This window comes from Microbulbifer sp. A4B17, assembly GCF_003076275.1.
Taxonomy (GTDB): Bacteria; Pseudomonadota; Gammaproteobacteria; order Pseudomonadales; family Cellvibrionaceae; genus Microbulbifer.
Map to the genome: position 1 here is coordinate 3,259,196 of NZ_CP029064.1, position 20,207 is coordinate 3,279,402.

3 protein-coding genes are annotated in these 20,207 nt (G+C 51.0%); all 3 read right to left on the reverse strand.

All coding sequences use genetic code 11. The features are described 5' to 3' along the window. Nucleotides 1-279: 279 nt before the first annotated feature. Nucleotides 280-5,472 carry an OmpA family protein gene (locus BTJ40_RS14475; RefSeq protein WP_108733760.1) on the reverse strand — a complete coding sequence of 1,731 codons (5,193 nt, stop codon included), beginning with the start codon at nt 5,470-5,472 and terminating at the stop codon, nt 280-282. Continuing rightward, the gene (locus BTJ40_RS14480; RefSeq protein ID WP_108733761.1) at nt 5,472-18,521 is read right to left on the reverse strand and encodes an isopeptide-forming domain-containing fimbrial protein; all 13,050 of its coding nucleotides are present in this window, start codon (nt 18,519-18,521) and stop codon (nt 5,472-5,474) included. The genes BTJ40_RS14475 and BTJ40_RS14480 overlap by 1 nt, the downstream gene beginning before the upstream one ends. Nucleotides 18,522-18,825: 304 nt before the next feature. Further along, nucleotides 18,826-20,205 carry an AgmX/PglI C-terminal domain-containing protein gene (locus BTJ40_RS14485; RefSeq protein WP_108733762.1) on the reverse strand — a complete coding sequence of 460 codons (1,380 nt, stop codon included), beginning with the start codon at nt 20,203-20,205 and terminating at the stop codon, nt 18,826-18,828. Nucleotides 20,206-20,207: the final 2 nt, after the last annotated feature.

Sequence of the window (20,207 nt, forward strand, 5' to 3'; positions counted from 1 at the left end):
GAGAGAGGCCTGTACAGTACAATCATGTACTCTACCCCCTGGGAGCCACTTATATTTTCATTCAGAGCACAATTAATTATAAGCAATCTTTTTCCTAGTAACTCTAGTCAGCTTACTAGACTCATCTACAATGTAAGTTACTTATACTTCTATTTTTGTGCAAACTAAACTATTCATAGGCCTCAGGGATAAAACCTTTGCTTACTTGCAGACTAGAGCTATCATGAGGCTTCCTAACTATGCTTCCTTTCTCAGATCTTTTTTTGATTACTCCTAAAATCACAACTTACCAATAATATTAATAAACACCCCATGACTGTCATAGTCCAGCTGGGTGAGGTCATCAGAGAAGTCGGTAAAGTTGTAGCCCACCCCCAACTTAAGGTGATCGCCAACATGGCGATACAAGCCGATCAAGGCGCCGCTCTTGCTATCCTGGGCATCGGGTAGGTCCAGTAAGCGGGCTTCCAGGAGGAGATCCCAGCGCTTGATAAAATGCCAGTCGGCACGCAGTACATAGAGGCTGGCGCGGCTATCGAAAAACTCCGGGTCTTCCGTATCCATACTCAACTGGCCCAGGCGATAGGCGTACTTGCCACCCAAAGTCCACTGTCGATTGAGGTCGTAACTGGCGTCTATCGAAAAGATATGGCTCTTTTGGATAAATTCAGTGGAGGTGTTTTCAACCGTAACCTGATCCTGAGTCGGCACATTATAGAAGTAGGTGTACTTCATCAGGGTATTCAGGCGGTCATTGTTTACCGGGCGATAGGCATAACCCATAACCGCTTCGGTAAATTTACCATCGTAGAATTCGCCCTGTGAACTTTTGCTGTCAGAATAGTTGAGCTTGCCCACCAGGCGCCAGTCCGGAGTGAACTGGTAGTTGAAAGTATTTTTTAATAACCAGGTATCACGCTCATTTTCCGATACCGTATTTTCATCCGATACGGTTTCCGTTATATCCGTCCGATATTCCAGCGCTGATGAGATACGTATGGCATCAATACCATAGCCCATATTAAAGCCCATGGCATTGCGCTCGGTCTTGGCTCCTGTATCCGGGTCTTCGAGTGTGCCCGCCTCCAAAGTAGTGCCATAGGTCCAACGGTCATTAGGAGCCAGATCCATACCCAGGGCGTGGGTCAGACCAGTGGAAACATCACCGTGACTGTAGCGCTCCTCACCGTAAATATTTAGCGTGTCAGAATAGCGACTGCGGAAGCCGGTACTCATATTGCCCTTGCGTGCACGCACACCGGTATCGCTGCGCTCATTATCCAGCGCATAGTTCATATAGAGGCTGGTTCTGTCAGTCACCAGAAAGTCCGTACCGAGTCGAGCAGCTGTGCCGGTATCACCACCGGAAACCTCACTGTCCATTGTCAAACGGTCACTCACCCGATAAGCGCCACCAAGGCCGATGCGATTGTTCTCTTCGCGGGTACCAGTCACTTCCATCGTATTCTGAACAAAACCAAAGGCGCTCCAACTCTCACCGGAATCGTAGCTCGCCTCGACAGCAACATCTGTACGATCCCCTTCGGTCTGGGTAGCGGCGACAACTTCGGATTCATCTTCACGGCTATCATTGCGAACTGCGGAAGTGAGTCGCCAGTGATCATTAATCCGGTAGCCAAGCATCAGGTCCATGGCATTGGTTTGTAACCCCTGCTCTTCCTCTTTGGTATCGGCTTTGATTCTTACATCAAAACTTTCGCCCATCGGCAGGTTAACGCCACCGCCATATTGGATGGTATCGCCATCCACAAATTGGCCTGGACCGGAAAAACCAGCTTCACGTTCTTGATGATAGAAATTACCAGAGCCACGCAAACTCTCGAAGAAATCTCCCAGCTGTAAAACGCCTTCCACTTTAGTTGCACTGGCAGCAACCGTGGAATCCAGGCTTTCGTCATCAAAGGTATAGCCACCATCGAGTGAACTGACGCTATCGAGATTACTGCCCTCGCTGTCGGCCACTTCAATTTTTACCCAACTACTGGCGCTTTTACGCAAAGTCAGGTCAATACCCTGCAAGGAACTTTCATTCTCATCTTCATCCTGCTGAATACTGCTGAGGCCCAATTTGACGTGATCGCCCAACCAGTAGTGGGCACGCCCACCGACAGCCAGGGTATCCATTTCTTCAAAACCGGGAGTATATTCGTAGCGTGCTACCAGGTATTGGGGATTACCGTTGTAAGCTCCATCTTCAATTAGCAATTCATCATTTGCCAGGGAAGATAAGGGGCTGTTAAGCAGGATACGCCCTTGGAGATAGTCAATATCGTAATCAACTACTGCGGTGAGGGTCTTAACTGCGAGCACCAACCCGGAATCTTTATCCCGAACTTCTACTCGTAAACTTTCCGAGCCACTGGAAATGTCCTGGTGGCGAAGGTAATACAAGGAACCGCCGGTTCCACGATACTCATCGCGCCCGGCAATGGTTCCCGGCTCTGCTCCAAAGGCATCTATTTGAAAGCGTTTCTCACCAAAGCTGGTCATCGCGTCCGTTTCAAAGTGGCCACTACCGCCGTAGAGCGTTCGGTCAATTTGGGCCAGCTCATTATCGGCGTAGTTGGCTTTGAAATTACCCCAGAGACCGTAATCATCGTACTTGGACAATTTCACATAAAATTTGCCTGACGTTGGGGCGTCTTCAACTACGGTGGAATCATCGCCAAACGTCGGGTAATACAAATCACTATCCAGGCGGCGAAACAAGGCGTCGGGAGACTTTTCCATAAAGTTGGAAAACAGATCCTCTACCGGGCCCTCTTCGGTATCTGCACTGGCCGACAGGCGCCAGCCTTCCCCGAAACCGCCGTTGGTGTAAAACGCCAGACGGCCATCGTAACTTACTGAATTGTCATAGTGAGTTTCGTCACCGGTAACCAGGGCTGCGGGGCCATTGGTTTTATCGTAGCCCACGGTAAGGTCGGCAATCCCTACAGTAAACCAGTCGTTTTTGGCAAAATCCAAATCCCGCAGGAAAAGTTCGCCATTACCCTCATCATCGAGTATCGCCACTTCAACCGTATGCATACCCGGCTCAAAAATTTGCTCGGCGATAAACTGGCCTTGGCTGTCAACAGGGACCGGATTGCCTGCTAACCAAACGGTGTGTCCGGGCGGCACCTGAGCGCCATTGACCAGCACACTGTTGCCATCTAAAGGAATGTTCTGTTGCGCTAAGCGGTTCTCACCGTAACCTACTAATAACTCCCTGCCGATATCTTCATTTTCTGAAGACTCTTCAACTTGATCTACCAACCACAGGGTCTGTTCCGTGGTCTCGTCATAGCGGCCCTTGCTGTCATAGGCACGCAGTACGTAGTGCAATTTTTTTAGAGGCGCCTGGAATTCAGAAAATTCTGCATGCCATTCCCCTTTGCCAAAGTGATCCAGCGGTACAATTGCCAGAGGTGTATCGCGCAGAGACTGTCCCTCTTCGAACAATCGCACTTCGGTACTTTTAATAAAAGAGGGATAGTTGGTATAGCTACTGAAAAATACCCGGTTCTCTGCCAGATCGGTATCCGGGTTATCTGCGTAACGGATCGTATTGGGCCACGCTGTCACATTCAGGCGTGGTTGCATTTTTTTATTGTCGAAGCGGAACTGAATATTGGCTTCCTGCAAAGCCACATCGGTACAGCGCTGTAAGTCCGCCGAGTTTTTATAGGGGTCGTATTCCGGGCTGCCGTCGACGGTAATACGCATCAAGTTAAGTGCGTAGGGATTATTAGCTATGGCTTCACGATTAATGCGCTCAATTTCCAGGCGATCACTTTCAGTGAGAATTGCCAGTTCATCGTACAGGATTTCGACCTCAACCCTGGCGCCATCCCGCTGCTCAAAGCCATTGCTCACTACATCTGCGGACTGGACGTAGCCGCGCCCTTCAAATTCCACCTGGGTATCTTCGAGGTTGAGCAACTCCTGTACCTGTGCCATAGCGCGCTGAGCGCGGGCACCGGACAGTCCCTGGTCATCGCCGTAAACCATCGCTTCGCGGCGATCCATACGCTGGTTATCACTGTAGCCAATAAAGCTCAGACGAACATTCGCTTTATTGGAAATTTCAGCCATGGCCGCACGTATTTGTGTCAGCTGTGCCTGACTGATAATCGGATCGCCATTATCAAAACGAATCGGCGACAGTTTTCCACCGGCAGACTCATAGGCAATGGTGAGAGTTTCCGCAGCGGCAGCTTCCGGACAGGCCTGAACAGAATCTGTAGCGACTTCCAATGGGTCGTCATACCAAAATTCCACTTCTACGCGACGGTTGAGGGCTCGGCCTTTCGGCGTATCGTTGGCCGCTATTGGTTGACTTGCCCCCTTGCCACTGCTGGTGACCATGGCCGCAGGCAAATTCAGTGCAGAACCCAGGGCCTGAGCGACACGGCGGGCTTCGCTATAGGATCGCTCCTGATAAGCACTCTGTTGGGCTTCCGGATTTTCACTCACGTCCAGGGGGCGGGCGTCGGTATGACCAATAAAGTGAATAACCAGATTGTTTTTATCCGCAAGGTTGGATCGAACCTCGCGGATACGGCGAATAAAGGCTTCCGGCAATTCTGTTTGCCCGGGCTCCATCCTCAGTGGCGTCACCAGGTTTCTAAGGCGTGCCCGCTGTTCACTGCCTGCGGCATAAGTAAGTCTGCACACCGTTTCCTGGCGACATACTTTAACCCGGTTGAGCAACAATGCCTCCGCACGGGCACGGTCCGCCATGGCTTTTTCATCCAGGGCGTCGTAGGTTACTTTTACCTGTACTCGGCGGTTCTCTTCACGACCTGCGGTAGTAATATTATCCGCTGTGGGTTCTATATCCCCTCGCCCTTCAACAACAATCATTTGCTCAGGCAGTTCAAGGGCCTCTTGAAGGAAGTCCGCCACGAACTGGGCCCGCGCCAAAGTAAATTCTCCTTTGCTGGCAAAGTCTGCTACCTGTTCCCCGGTAAGGGGATCGGAATCTGTATGGCCAATAAAGTGCAACTTAAAATTGGGCGTCTCACCCAAGTCATTCAAACTCTGGCGCAGTAACTCCACTGCCTCCAGAGGAATTTCATCCTCAACGCCATAGAACAGGATTGGGTCGATAAAATCTTCCACCACAATCGGGTCCAGCGGTGCAACAAATTGAGTCGCATCCTGCAACCATTGATTTGTAGGTGCGCGCAGCAGCATACCTTCAGTATTACTACCTATCGACTGCTCTTCGAGTTCAGATTGGGTTTCACTTTCTTCAGAACTCAGGCTTGGAATGTTTTGCCAGACCTGCCACCAACTAGGCTCATCTACTTGCGCTCTCGCTTCCTGGGCCTGCGCTGGAAGTGTCAATGCCAACGCGATCGCGGTGGCGAGACGGCAGTCCCGCCGGGGGAAAAAGCGGGTCGTCTTCACGGCAGTATTTATCGAGCAAGCTCGCTGATCACGATTCCGTTTTGCAAAGGACATCACTCCAAACCTCCTTTACCAGGAGGCGCTCCACGGCGCCAGAAAACTTCAGTTTCTATGGTCAAATCGTAGTCACCTTCACGGCTCTCCCAGTCCTGGGCGACCTGATCTTTAATTGCCTGCAGACGCTCGTCCACCAGATCCGGATCTTCATTCTCCCCAAGATAAGCAAGGCGTAAAACAGAGGGAGCTTCACTGAGTTTTTCCAACAATAAATCCATTCGGGAATGCCATTGCGGGCGCAATTCTGTTGTGCCCGGTTCAAATACCGCTTCGGCAATATCCAGACGCACTACCCGGTGCAAGCTGGCTCCAAAGTTGAACTTCAGCATCTTGCCTCGGGTGGCTCGCAGCACACGCGGGTTTTCAGTGGTGAGACGATACCCGCTTGGCAAGCTACGATCGTCGAGCTTGAGCACAAAATTGGAACCTCGATCCCCATTCGGCACCACTGCGCAGGTAATATGGAATCGACCGTGGGAGTCCGCTGTAGCATTCAGGCCGGTAGCAGTCACCACTCGAGCACCCGGTAAACCACCCTCACCTTCATCCTGGTAGCCATTCATATTTTTATCGTCAAACACTTTGCCGATAACATCGGTGCAGTCGAAGGTGGGATCGGGCACCACACGCACAGTGGCAGAGGCTTCACCAGAGGCTGCCTGTCCAGAGAGCTGATTAAACATACGGGCGCGGTTCACATATTTGCCCTCGCCCACACCGGAACCCACAACCAATAGCAATTTCAATACACGGGTTTCTTCCGCTTCCACGCGCAGATCCGACCACCTCAATTGCAGGCCTTCGCTTTCAGGCTCAACCGCTTCTCCATCAAGGCGCGCCGAGCCCGCGACATATTTGAAGCCTGCCGGGAAGTAATCTACTAGCTGTAGATCTGTCAGTGGAATTGGCAGCGTATTGCCAAAAGTAATGGTGTAAGGAACCAACTGACTGCGGGTTACGTTGAGCATGGCCGCGGTTTTGGTGATGGAAAGCGCTCCTTCCAGCTCCGGATCCATGGCAACATGATTATTGAACAGCTGGCTTTCCCCTGGAATCTGGCCGTCATCCAGGGTCATACGCAGGTAATAATCCGTTGCCGCGTCCCGTGCCTCCACGTCCAGGGAAGGATGAGCGGACGATTCCTGCACCTCGCAGTGGTTCGCAGTAGCACGAACCATATCGGCGTTGCTGCCCAGGCAACCGGCCACATCAAAACCGGCAGTTTCGCTGTTGGTCTGCGAGGGAATTACCAGTGATTCCCCACCGGTGTAATCATCATCAGCGATATCTACCTGGATCAGGTAATCCACGTTGGACGGACAAGCCGCATCGTTGAAGTTGATATCAAACTTATAGTAGCCCCCGGACTGGGTAACCTGCCCCTGCTGCCTCTCATCATCAAAACAGCGCGCCGGCAACTCCTGCCCGGAACTCACTCTCAGCATGGTGAGAGTGGCACCTTCAATGGCGGAGCGGGTTATGGAATCATAAACCACACCATTGGGCGTCAACGGCAAGTTCAGGTCCTGCGGATTTGCTCCCGACTCCACGTAGATGTCACTAATCGATTGCGGGCCGTTGGTGAAATCAGAAACCGGATTACCCAATGAGGCCGTGTTTTCAGTGGCATCCGGTGCGCTGTAACGCATCTCATAGCTGAGTCCGCCATAACTGTTCGGTACCAGGCCCTGGAATTGGAAATAACCATTTTCATCGGACTGAACTGTTTCCATCAGTTCATCATTGAAATACAGGTCTACCGCCCAGTTAAGCAGCAGGCGTTCATCAGTATCTGCGCTGTTGTTGAAATTCACATCGTGCCACAGATAACCGGCCAGATTGGCAATGCCCGGGGTACCGCCAACATCGATAGCAACGCTGGCCTGAGCGCTGGAAGCCGGATCATTCCACTGTACTTCTGCGGTATTCACTACGGTAAAACCATAATCCAGGTTTTCCGACATCTGCGCTTGGAAGCGCAGCGTAACCACTTCTCCCGGCTCCAAATCGCCGTAGGTTGTGGCGTAGTCTGCAGTGATCAGCGTGTCGACAACAGTTATTCCGTCGGCTTGTCCGTTGAGCATGGCCGAATCGGCGATATAGGTAAGAACTCCATCTCCGGCTATAGCCAAGTCATCGGTGATCTCAACATAAGTTGCGGGGACACCGCTGATGTTTTCGACGGTTACCAGGTATTCCAATACCGCACCCGCTTCTGCGGCACCGCCACCGACAACAGCAACTTCTTTCACAATGGACAGCAACTGGGCATCACCCACGACAACGTCAGTTGGCTGTGCGCCATTGGCCGGGTTGCCATCTGCATCGGTCAGGGTGAGTGCCAACTCATCCGCTTCAACACTACCCTGGTTGCTGATAACTGTACCTGTCGGTGTGCCAGCATTCACCATCACTTCAAATGTGACAGTGGCAGTTTGACCCGAGGTAATAATCCCTTCATTGGCTCCTGGTAGCGGTGGTGTCAGGTCATCGGATGAAACCGGCAGGGCAGAATCCAACTGTGAATTACCACCACCGTTATCCGCTACCACTTCACCATTTAAAGTGGTGGTGCCGGCAACATAAGTGGTGTCATTTGGTACCTGGTCGGTAAGCGCAACTTCGAGGGCATCTACACCCCCCATATTAGTAATAGCGATGGTATAGCGAAGTACATCACCCGGGTCGACAATCCCTGCGGAAATATAGTCTTCAGAAATTTCCACAGTCTTGTGAGCAATTAACAGGGGTACATCACCGACAATATCAATCGTGGGATCATTGGGAGTATCGGTGTTCGGGTCATCGGAGGGCACTTCATCAAAAGTACCGCTACCCGCACCCTCACCGTTTACAAATCCCTGGTTCGAAATCACGGTGCCATCATTAACGTCATTAATGGTGACATCAAAGGTGATTACCGCAGCAGGTGCGCCATTAGCCGTTGCTCCGATAAAACCATCGGCTTCGCCATCGGTATTAACGCTCATACCCGCAGCCAACGGAGAGGTGCCGCTGACGTCAGATAGTGTGGTGCCGTTCAGGGTGGTAGAGCCACTGACATAGGTCGTATTAGCCGGAACCTGATCCATTATCAGGGCATTGATCGCATTCTCATTACCGACATTTTCCACGGTAATGGTATATCGCAGGGTATCCCCAACCATCAGCAGGTCGGCATCATCAGTCATATCTGCCGATGTTTTTTCTACCACCAGTAATGGCTCTGACTCAATCAGTACTTCTGTGGGATCTTCATCCCCCGTCGTATCTGGATCATCGATGCCATTGATATTGGGGTCGTCACTGTCTTGCAGTAATTGCCCGGGAAGCTGAACCTGGGCTTGGTTGAAGACTTGGGTCCCACTATCAATAACTGCAGCCAGGGTAACTTCATAAACAACCTGAATAGATTCCCCCGTGGTACCGCTCGCCGCAAGATCCAGATTACTGACTTCCAGATAACCACTATTCCAGGTACCGGCAGAGGCATCGATAGCACTGCTGTCACTGCCTGTCGGTGCACTCACCAACTGTAATGTCCCCGATTCAAACAGTGCAGAGTTATTTAATCGACCCAGGTCATCGGTAATTTCAACTCCGCTCACATCAACACTGCTCGTATTGGTCAGTGTCAATGTGTAACGTAAAACTTCTGTGGGACTGGCGACAGTGGCCGGGTTTTCTCCACGGCTGATATTTTCCACTGCTTTGTAGAAAGTCACTTTCGGCACAGAGGCGCTAATCGAATAAGCGTCCTCATGATCCAGCACACCGGGAGTGCCATCGGTGGGCGCCGCACGGGTGAACTGGCGAACTTCAGTGAGGCTGCTATCCCAGCTGTGCCACTGAGTAACACCAGCAATATTTGTCAGCGTATCCCCATCGACAGTGTCGGCATCCAAATAGGCATCGTAACCAATCAGCAGATGGTAATCCGCATCCAGCATTGCCACTGAACCAATGGAGGTAACTGTGAGGGTGCAGCTATCGTTATCGAATACCGCGCTAAAGTCGGAACCTTCTGTCAGGGTGGCCGTCGTAGTGCCAGCGCTGTCAGTAATTTGCGCGGTGAAATTGGCCGGGGCCGTTTCACACATTCCACCGGGATTATTATCCGGCAAAATATCGGTAACACTAATATCCCAGGCCGGGCCCGTACCGGTATTGTGCAAATCTAAAGTAAAGGTACCGCCTACACCGGACTGAACACTGGTGGGGCCAGTTTTAGTCAGGGTAATAGCCGTGGGCTCTACTACCGTCATGTCCGCCGTAGTATTGCCGCTACCCGCACCCTGCCCCGCAGAGGAATTATCATTATCGTAGTTGTAACTGTAGCTGGCACTGGCGGCAAAATTCAAACCGTCCACATTCGGCGGGTCCATATCCAGCAGTCGCAGTGTTACATCAATAACGACTTGCTCGCCGGCGGGCACATCAATTCCGCTAGTGCTATCTGCAATACTGAGACTGGTGGAGCTGCCGTTATTTTCCGGAGTGAAAGATGCACTGCCAGATACTTTACTGGCGCTGACAAATTCCAGATCCGCAGCAGACGCAGTCAGATCCATCAACACAGTGACATCGTGAAGCGCCGTGGTCAGCACCGTTTCCGGGATGGTAATGCGATAGTTAAACGGCTCGCCAATGGAAGCTGTTAATTGGGTAACTTCAATCAACAGTGGCGCGGCATTGGGAGTATTAAATTGGACACTCACCGGAGAAGTCGGGCCATAATCCTCACGTAAATCGTCAGTGACCGCCACGGAATTCAGAGACGGCAAATCGTTATCATCAAGCGAATAATAAACTTCAACATAAGCCGCATTCTGCAGGCTAAGTCCAGCACCCAAATTAGAATCCGCCACAACACGATATACCATTTCCATGGATTCGCCCGCGTTGATTCCGTAACCAGTACCTGCGGAAAAATCCCAAACGGCTTCGCCAGTGCTGCTATCAAAAGTGGGCGCAACCACTGTTGCTGCAGCACTATTTACTGTTAGGGATTGGACACTGACTCCCCCTTGGCGCAGGCCTAAGGGAATCACATCGCGGAATACCGGATCATAGGCCGGTGAAGAGCCGTTGTTGGTTATCGTAACGGTATATTCAATCGTATCGCCGGCGGAAAGCGTGCTGCCATCAGCGGGAGTTGAGCTTATGGCTACGGCAAGATCCGGCTGTAACAAATCCAGTGTTTCACTATCACTGCGGGTTTCGGCTCCTGTGGCGGCATCAAAACCAAACTCTGCGGTATTGGTCAGTGCAGTATTCGTTGCCGGCCAGGGGTGGGAATCCTCATTGAGAACCCGCACAAGGTAGCGCACAACAAATTCATCGTTGCTGGTATCGTTATCACCCGTATTGACCAGGTCGGGAATGCTCCAGGTAACCGTAGTGGCACCAGTAGAAGGATCACCAGACTGCACTGGCTCTGCAATATCGGTGTGGGTAAATGGTGCCGCAGCCGTAAATGGTGCAGAAGTCTGGCCATTAATTGAAAGTGTGCTTACAAACACCATTCCCTGGGGCAAAGTATCGACAATAAGTCCATTGGAAGCCGTGCCCTCTGGTAGGGAGAGGGTAATCTGGTACTCAACCAAGTCGCCCACTCGCAATTGCTCATCAGCGCTACCATAGCTGTCATCTGAGCGGATTTTGGTGATTGTGCTGTCATTGGCAGCATCTAGCCGAGCGGCAATATTTTCCAGCAAGTAATCGTTCAGACCGCCGCTGCCATCAGCACCGTTACGTTCATAAATACTGCTGTTATCTTCATCGAGACTGGTCCATTCCACACTGGCAGTTGCGGACAGCGCCGCCGCCGGCTGTACACTGTCGAGTACAACCACATCGAAGACCAGTTCACTGTTATCACCAGCGGCAATATCCAGATCACTGTTGGCCCTTTCCCAAACCAGGTTTTGCGCAGTAGTAATTCCGTCACCAGTTACGGTGGGGTCTGCCTGGGAGGCTCCGGCAAAAGTCACGGTGCCCGGTACAAACTCAAGCCCCAGGGATAACAGCTCATTAACCGAAAGATCGTAAGCTGCAGAATTTTCCGCATTACCCGCAGCACTGAGGTCCAGGGTAAAACGCAGTACATCGCCCGCATCCGGATCGTTTCCAGGATTGGTTTGGTTTGCGACAGAGGCAATTGCACTTATCTCTGGCTCGACGATGGTGAGTGTCGCCGCAGTGCCGGTGCCTCCGGACTGCGAAGTGCCGCCATCAGTCGCTGCATAGGAATAAGTCACCTCATTTTCAAAGCTGTGACCAGCCTGGGCTGTGGCATTGTTGGCAACCCGGGCGCGAACTTCAAAAATTGCCACGGTACCGGCTGGGATAATATCGATTGCCAGGTCGATATTATTGCCACTGGTATTATCGGTGTAGGTAAGCCCATTAATTTCCTGCAATTGCACCAGCTCTAAGCTGGGGTCCAATACATCGGAAATTTCAATATCGTAAATGGCCGAGGTGGTGCCGCTACCGGGGACCTGTATCTGGTATACGACCTCGTCACCGACAGCGGCAGTAGTCGCTGTTTGCAGTGTTTTTTGTGGAGCAGTCACACTGGTCGCAACAGTGCCCATAGGATAGGGAGTGCCCAAAGTAACTGCAGAGTACTGTTCGCCATTACTAGCTTCCAGCGACCAGAATTCATCGACAGTAAAGGTATTAACCCAGCTTTCACCGCCACTAATATCTGTATAGAAACCGATGTCGTAACTGATTTCCAAACAGGTGCCCGCTTCAACCGGCACCAGGAAATCGAAGCCCATATCATCACCGCGCGCTGCGGGAGCACTGTAGGTGTAATCCGTTCCCTGTACCAGCACAGCACCGTCGAGGCTCACCTGGAGATTGGCAATGGAGCCCTCATCCATTTGCGTGGCCAGATCATCGGTCAGTGACAAGTTATAAGCGGAGGCAAGACCCGAGTTACAGGCCTGCAGAGTAAACTGCATAATATCGTTGGCCGGGTCCACATTCATATGGGAGCTGGGCCAGGTGGCATCGGTCTTGGTGAGACTGTCGATTACTGGTTGCAGTACAGTAATATCAGCGCTGTCCTGCAAGGTGCTGGCAGCGCCGGTGTAATTCAGCTGGGCTGTATTGGTCAGGGTTGCGGTAGGCGCGGTGATTCCCGAACCTGCCACTACTTTAGCCGTGTACTCAATAACAAAGTTATTGGTATTACCGAAATTACTGGTGATATCCCCCAGATCCCAGGAAACTGTACCGGTATCGCCGGCAGTGGGAACCGAAATAGCTGAATAGGTAAAATCATTCAGGCTATCGTCGTAGGGAGCAGTGGTATCCCCATTCACGCTGACAACAGTGTCAAATTCCAAACCACTGGGCAGCGCATCATCAATAGTTACTGCAGGTGTTGTTCCCGCCTGTAAATTCAGGGTGAGCTGGTAAGTGACAGTATCGCCAACACGCAGGGTGCCCACAGCAGTTGCGGTATCTGTATCGGCAATTACTGCTTTTGTAATGCTGGTATTGTCTACCGTATTGATACTGGCTTCTGCAGGACCAACACAGTAATCATCAGGTGCAGAAATACTCGGGCATCCAGCACCATCGCGCTCATAAGCCAGATCATTGATACTGCCATCGTCCAGGGAGGTCCAGTCCACCATCACACTGTTGCTGATAGGCGAACCAAAAACGCCTGTAACCTGGGTTCGGTAGGTGAGCACCAGAGTTTGGCCCAGCGCTAAATCCAGGCTGTTATCGCTGTTATCCCGCCCCCATACCAGTGGACCTGATGGAGCTGCTGCCGGTGTGGCGACAAAACCGGAAACTGCGGTACCGCCTATTTCTGCGGTGGGTGTAAAGCTGCTGTCAAAGGTCAACTCTGAGGGCAAGGTGTCGACTAAATTCAGCTCATAGGCTGCAGCAGTGGAGCCGGCATCATGCTCTACGGTTATAACATATTCCAGTACATCACCACCCACCGGCAGATTGCCGGGATTGGTGGCATTACTCACTGTCTTGCTAATCGCGAGTAACGGCTCTACTACCGTTACACTGGTTGTGCTGTCGTTGACATTTTCTGTGCTGCCACTTTCCCCATTGCTGTAAGTAAGCGCAGCATTATTTTGGCGATTGTCACCATCATTAGTGGCGAGATCATTTTCGATGCGAGCAAAATAAGTAATTCGAATCAGCGGGGCAATAGCGCTTCCGGCAGTGTCATTTTCACTACTGGTATCGACGGTGCCGATATCCCAGGTGGCATTTCCGGAAGTATTATCCCCCGGGAAACTGTTAAAGGCGGATTCAGATGGCGTGCTGCCATTAATAGTCTCAATACCGACAAAATCATAAGTGATATCGTAATCGGTATTGTGAGAGAGCACATAGCCTTCAGGGCTACCCAGCTGATCAGTGACAACTACATTTTCACTGATACCTTCCGGCAAACTGATTTCCAGTTCGAATTCTTTATGGGCGCCAATAGTGGGAACTACTGAGGTGTCCAAATCCGTTTTAGTCAGCTCTGAGGCCGGTACTTCGGTCTGGGCGCTGGCAGTAGTTTCATAATCATTGATGGGATCGCCGACATTGGGCAGAACACCAATACGCATGCCGTCAGCAGCACCATCAGTACCAATAGAATTGCCACTGTTAAGTGCAACATCCGAGCCCGGCAGGGATTGCCAGCGAGCCTCAATGGTGTTGTCCAAAATTTCATGGGGCTCAACGCCCTGCTCTACCTGGACTTCAAAAGTGAATATTTTTGTATCGCCAACCGCAATAGTGTAATCGCTATTGCTGCGATTCCAGCTAAAGATGGGGGCATTGGTGCCCACCGTAGTGACATCAACATTATTGGGGGGATCATTGCCGCCCACATTGCCCAGGTAAATAAGATTACTGCCAGTGAGATCGTCGAGTACCTGTAAGTTGTAGGCATCGGCGCTGCCAATATTTTCGGCAGTAACCGTCACTGTGAGAATATCGTCAGCATCACTATTGGTGACAGCAAAGGATTTTGTCAGCTGTATTTGTGGCTCGAGTACTGTTATTTCATGAGCATCAAATGGCACTGCCACCGCCGCACCGGACTCGTCTACATAGGTAACTTGCGCAGTGGTATAGCTGCCGCCATTACCCAGAACATCGCCATCATTGGTATTACTGCTGTTTTCAATACGGGCAATAAACTCTACCGGAAAATCAAACAGGCTACCGGATACGGTGGTGAGTTCCTGATCACCAAAATCCCACTCAACGTAATCTGCAGTACCTGTGCTGGTACAGGTAGCACTAAAAGTACCTCCTGGTACAAAGCCAGCGGCATCATAAGGGGAGGCACTTAAATCGATAGTCTCCCCTTCGATACAGCGCATACCTGCCGGCAATTCATCACGAATCACAAAGTCTCGCAGTTTCGCTGCCGGAATCTGTGCTGTCAGTTCATAACGTACCTCTTCACCGACAACCGCTGTATCACTGCTGGTTCCACTGGCCGTGCCATTGGAAAATTCAAGGGCTTCCTTCGGCTCTGCCTGTACTTCAATAATCCGCATCTGCGCTTCGGCATCGTCAGACTGGTAGTGGCGCGCCCGACCCGCTGCGGGAGTGCCATCACCGACACCATCATTGTCCGCGTCACTGTCAATTTGCGGGGAAGTCTGATAACCAAAATCGCCTTCCAAGCTGTCATAGCGAGCGAAAAAAGTGTTGGTAAACAACTGCAGTGGTGCCACTGACTGGTGTGGCTTCACTCGGTAATACAGGGTAACGGAATCACCTGGATTAATTCGCTCAAGCGCAGTGGAGTGCTCATAAGAGAAAGTAATAACAGCCGGAGTGCCACCATCACTACAGTGGGTAGCTTCCGAATAGTTATTTGCACCGGATGTAATTCCCACCAAACCATCATCACCACTGACAGTTTCCGAACTGCCATCGGCATCGTTATCCAGGCTATCGGAATCCATTGCCTGCACACACATCTGGCCGGAGGAATCCAGGGTATCAGTTACCACAACATCGTATGCGGGAGCGCGATCAACACCACTATCTGCGGCCCGGTTGGTCACGGTGAGGCGGAAGATATAGGTCTGGTCCCGGTGCCCTTCATCAGTAAAATCAACAAAATTGCTACAGCCTGTTCCAGTGCCGTAGAGATTTTCGTTACAGACTTTTTTGTCGACTTCTATAGAGGGCTCAGTAACAGTAACGGATTCCGACCACTCAGTGATATCCGGAAATCCAGGGACCGTCGTTGGAACACCATCAATATTGGTGAGGGTTCCACTGGTATTGTAGTTATCTACAATAATCGTTTCAGTATCAAAAACAGCAGTAAACTGGGCGCGAGCGTAATCGATACTGTCATTTGCGTGTTGGTTCGGGTCAGTGCTTTCTGTATCCACTGGGTCATTCAACAGGCGGGTTGTCATATCCGCAAGGAACCAGCGATCTTTCTCAGTAATATTGGTAGTAATATCCCACTGTAAATCCGTTTCGCTCAGAGAGTTATTCAGACCACCGCCCTCGACAATATCACTGGTGGAAATAACCACACAATTTGCCTGAGAGGTGGGGTCGGGAAGGCTGACGTCTGAGCAATTTAGGGGGGAATCCGCAATATAGCCCTGACCATCGGGAAGGTCATCGATAACATCAATATCCTTCACTTCAATTAAAGTGAATCCGGGAGTATCAAAACCAAACCAACCACCGGCCTGAATCTCGAAACTACATTCTTCACCTATCAATACACTGCTATTAGGGAAAGCACTTTCACTGGTCAGTTCGGTACATTCATCGGAACGGTCCTTGACCAGGTTAAAGCCCATTACCCGCGCGCGCATACCATCGAGGGTATAGTTGTTGGCCAGCTGTTGATTTGGGGTTGTATCCGTCAGGGAAACCGGATCGGGGAAATACAGTGATGTCCCGTCGTACAGGGTAATTTCACCCACGACATCCGCGCGGAAAGTAAGGTCGTCATCGGTGGCCGAGTGGTTTTTCTCAACCTGAAAAACCACTCGCTCTGTATCGCCGGGTCCGATTTCACCGCCCAGATCACCACTGTCACAGAGGTACACCCTGGAGGAACCTGGCAAATAATCGGGCTGATTCCAAAGTGGATGCCCTGGCACTGTACCCGAGCTGGGATTTCCCAGGGCCGTACAGCTGCGGTCATTGGACAGGACCGTCATCGCCTCACCGAAGGTGATATATACGGAATAATCATCCGCGTCATGGCCACCGTTATTAGTGATATCTACCGTCAATTCTGAAGTGCCACTATCGCGAACAATATAAAGTGGATAAACGGTGCTGACGTCCAGATCTTCAGGGTCAGGAGTAACCGATTGGTTTTCTACCTGAGTGGCAGGAGTGGTTGAAGAACAGAAATCCTCATAATCAATCGTCAGAATATTATCTGCCAGGGAAATATTACTGTTGGGGTCAGTATTGGTGGTGGAGGACTCTTCCTCTACATCCAGATCCGCTTCCAGGTCATAGAAGTCCGGCTCGATCGTGACTATCCGGAAGCGAATTTGGATTTCATCCCCATGCCGCATCATGTGCTCTTGGTCTGAGTATACCGAGTGAACAGTGCTACTCAGCAAGCGGAATTCCGGTTGGTTATTATTAAGTGGATCCGTATCCCATTGATTCCAGTTAGAACCCACACGCCATTCCAGCGTATCGACTTTGCCGTCATAGGTTGAACTGTAGTTAGCGCCATGGCTATCAATACCACGACGCTCACGGGTAATTTCCGGTGTAAAGGTGGTATCAACCACATATTCGTCGGGCAGATCACTGACAAACTGGATATCTCTTACCGAGCCACCCGTCTGGTTATTTACGGTAATGGTAACGTAGCCGGAAGCACCCAGAGGTTGATTCAAGTTGGTACCGGTAATCTCCTGGGTAATAGTGATATCTGATAAAACCTCAACACGCATTTCCGAAGAATCGGAACCCGGAGCCGAAGCTTCCGCAGGACTTGAAATACCACCCACACCGGTATCGCCGTCAATTTCACAACCCCACTGTAAATCTGACACCGTATTGGTGCCATTGCTACAGGAAGTATTTACCTTACCCACCAGGTAAATATCCAGGCTCCCGCCAGACTGAACATCAGTGCGTCCTGAGCCACTGGAGAAATCGCCATCCAACTCAAAATCATTGACCGTATTACTGGCCGAAATACAGCTACTGCCACCAGGCGCAACACCATTATTATTGGCAACAGCTTCAGCGGCACTTTCACTCGGACAGGCGTAGTTGATATCCATATTGGGGTTGGACATCAAATCATCAAAACGCGCATCCTGCATATCCGCGTCACCATCATTGGAGATACGAATACGCCAGATCACATCATCTTCAATATTTCCATAGACATTATTGGTGTAGTTCGTTTGTGCCGCATCAATGTTACGGCCGCGCTTATCCATGGAGGGTTCGGGCTCGCGGATAGCCAGCTCCATGCTGTGAGTATCTGTAGTGGTGGGATAACTGCAGTAGTCAAAAGTTGCAGTCGCATTTAAGGTGCGATTATTAACAACCAGCTCTTCCTCTTCGTCATCCTGGCTGCGAACGTTAAAGGTGATCGTCAGGGTCGTATTTTCGTCACGCTCTGCGAGTGCCGACAGATCATTTTCATCCCAGGTAATAGTGGTGCCGCTTATCGTAGGCTCACCTAAAACAGATCCAGCACTTACTGATGTGGAACCTGTTACATACTCGAGACCGGACGAGCCCAGATTCTCCGTAATAACGATATTCTGAATAGACTGGGTACCCGATAGGCCGCTGAAAATACTGGGTACATCAACTTCGATGGTTACCTGGCCATCACCACATAAAACACACCAACTGTCGCTGGAGCGGTGACTGAGAATATTGAACCCTGCAGGATCATCGGTAATAGAAGGACAGTTAGATTGAGCAAATGCCTGCGGTGCAGGGAGCAGAACCGCCGCACAGACCAATAAAAATCCAATAATCACAGACTTGCAGGATTTTTGCTCAACAAATTCCGACTTCATTATCACTTAACGGCCGCCACTTTCTAATACAGATATTTGGAGATAAATCGGGCATTTACACCAGACACTCCACGGTGGGCGAACTTTAATTACAACCCACTCAGGTAGCCGTGAAACAAGTCATAATTAGCCAGCTAACAAGTGGAACTTTTGTGGGGATTGCCAAGTGGTTCTCAGGCGAGCACTCAGAGAGGGAAAATTTTGTCCAGAGCGGACAAATAATAACTGAACAGGTATGCCGAAAATTTCATCAGTTTGAAACGACCGGAGCCCACTATTCAGTGGGCTCCGGCCAATTATCGACCTAGGTTGGTGGGAAGAAATCAATCGGATAGAGAATGGTTATGGTCGGCACTCCGGCCTTTTCACCAAAGTTAAATCGTTTGACCCTGGCCACAATTTTCGCGCTTAGCGACGGTGAATCCACATCACTGGAATCTACACTCACAGCAGAAACCGATCCGTTCGGCTCAATGGTAATCTTCAACACCATCTTACCTTGCAGTGCGGGATTATTACGCAGCTCACGATTGTAGATACGGTACAAGGTGGCCTTGTAGCGATCGAAAACAATCTGGATTTCCTCGTCTGTCCGCGACGGACCAGCACCATCACTGAGAGGACGGTCCTCACCGGCAAAGTCACCTTCAGTACCGATAGAGCTTTCCACTCGCGCAAAGGCAACGCCACCCAGGTCCGAACCAGACCCGCCCACATTGCGACTCAGCTCTGCTGTGTTGATACCACCACTTCCCGCGGTAGATGCTGCAGTGATCAGTGAGCGCTGACTGCGGTTCTCTTTTTTGCCAGCCGTACTCAGCTGGGTTTGCTGGCCGAGGCGGTTATCCAGATCATCCTGTATCAGGTCCTGGAAGTTATCCTTAAAGGCGAGAACACCGGATCGCTCAGCTTTTTTACGCGCCTGCTTTTTCTCCGCCTTGGAGGGTTTCGGATCCTGCTTGGCTACCTTCTGCTCAGGCTTCTTCTCCGGTTTTTTCTCCTCTTTCTTAGGCTTGACTTTTTCTGGTTCCGGCGGTGGCTTGGGCTTGGTTTTCTTCTCAATAACCAGCTTTGCCAGGCGCTCGGGAATTTCCACTATTTGAGACTCGGGCTGGGGAACCGTATACAAAGGCACCAGGTAACCCAGCAAGGCAGCGATAAACAGTGAGGCAAAGACACAACGGCGAAAACGCTTTTCGTCCTCGCCCTGCTTGTTCCATGGCATCACCATAGGGCGGAACTTTGGCTGTTCGAATTCCCGTGTTATCTCGAACTCAAACTTTGATTCTTCCTCCTCGCGACGCAGCTCATCCGCTTGCTCATCCAGCGTAAAGACCTCTTCCTGGCACCGAGCTATGCTGTCCTGTAAAGCACTGCGCTCATCGCGCAGCTGCTCCAGGCTCTGGTTGAAACTGCGCGTCGACTGGCCGATCCGCTCGATAACCTGCGCAGAAGCATTCTCCCGATAATCTTCCGCCCAGAACATTTCTCCCGCGCCCGCTTCTTCAAGCTTGCGCAGGCGTTCGGAAATCTCGTCAAGCAACTGGTACCTGGACCCCTGGTCCTGCAATTCAGCCAGCTTCTCTTCGATCTGGTGCCGCTCATCCTCGAGCAGCTGCATGCGATGGTGAACCGCCTCAAGCGCCTCGCCTACCGCCCGCTGTTGTTGAAGAAAATTACTCACAA

Coding starts and splice junctions, on each gene's coding strand:
- BTJ40_RS14475 (WP_108733760.1), bottom strand. CDS start 5,472: ATGTCCTTTGCAAAACGGAATCGTGATCAGCGAGCTTGCTCGATAAAT.
- BTJ40_RS14480 (WP_108733761.1), bottom strand. CDS start 18,521: ATGAAGTCGGAATTTGTTGAGCAAAAATCCTGCAAGTCTGTGATTATT.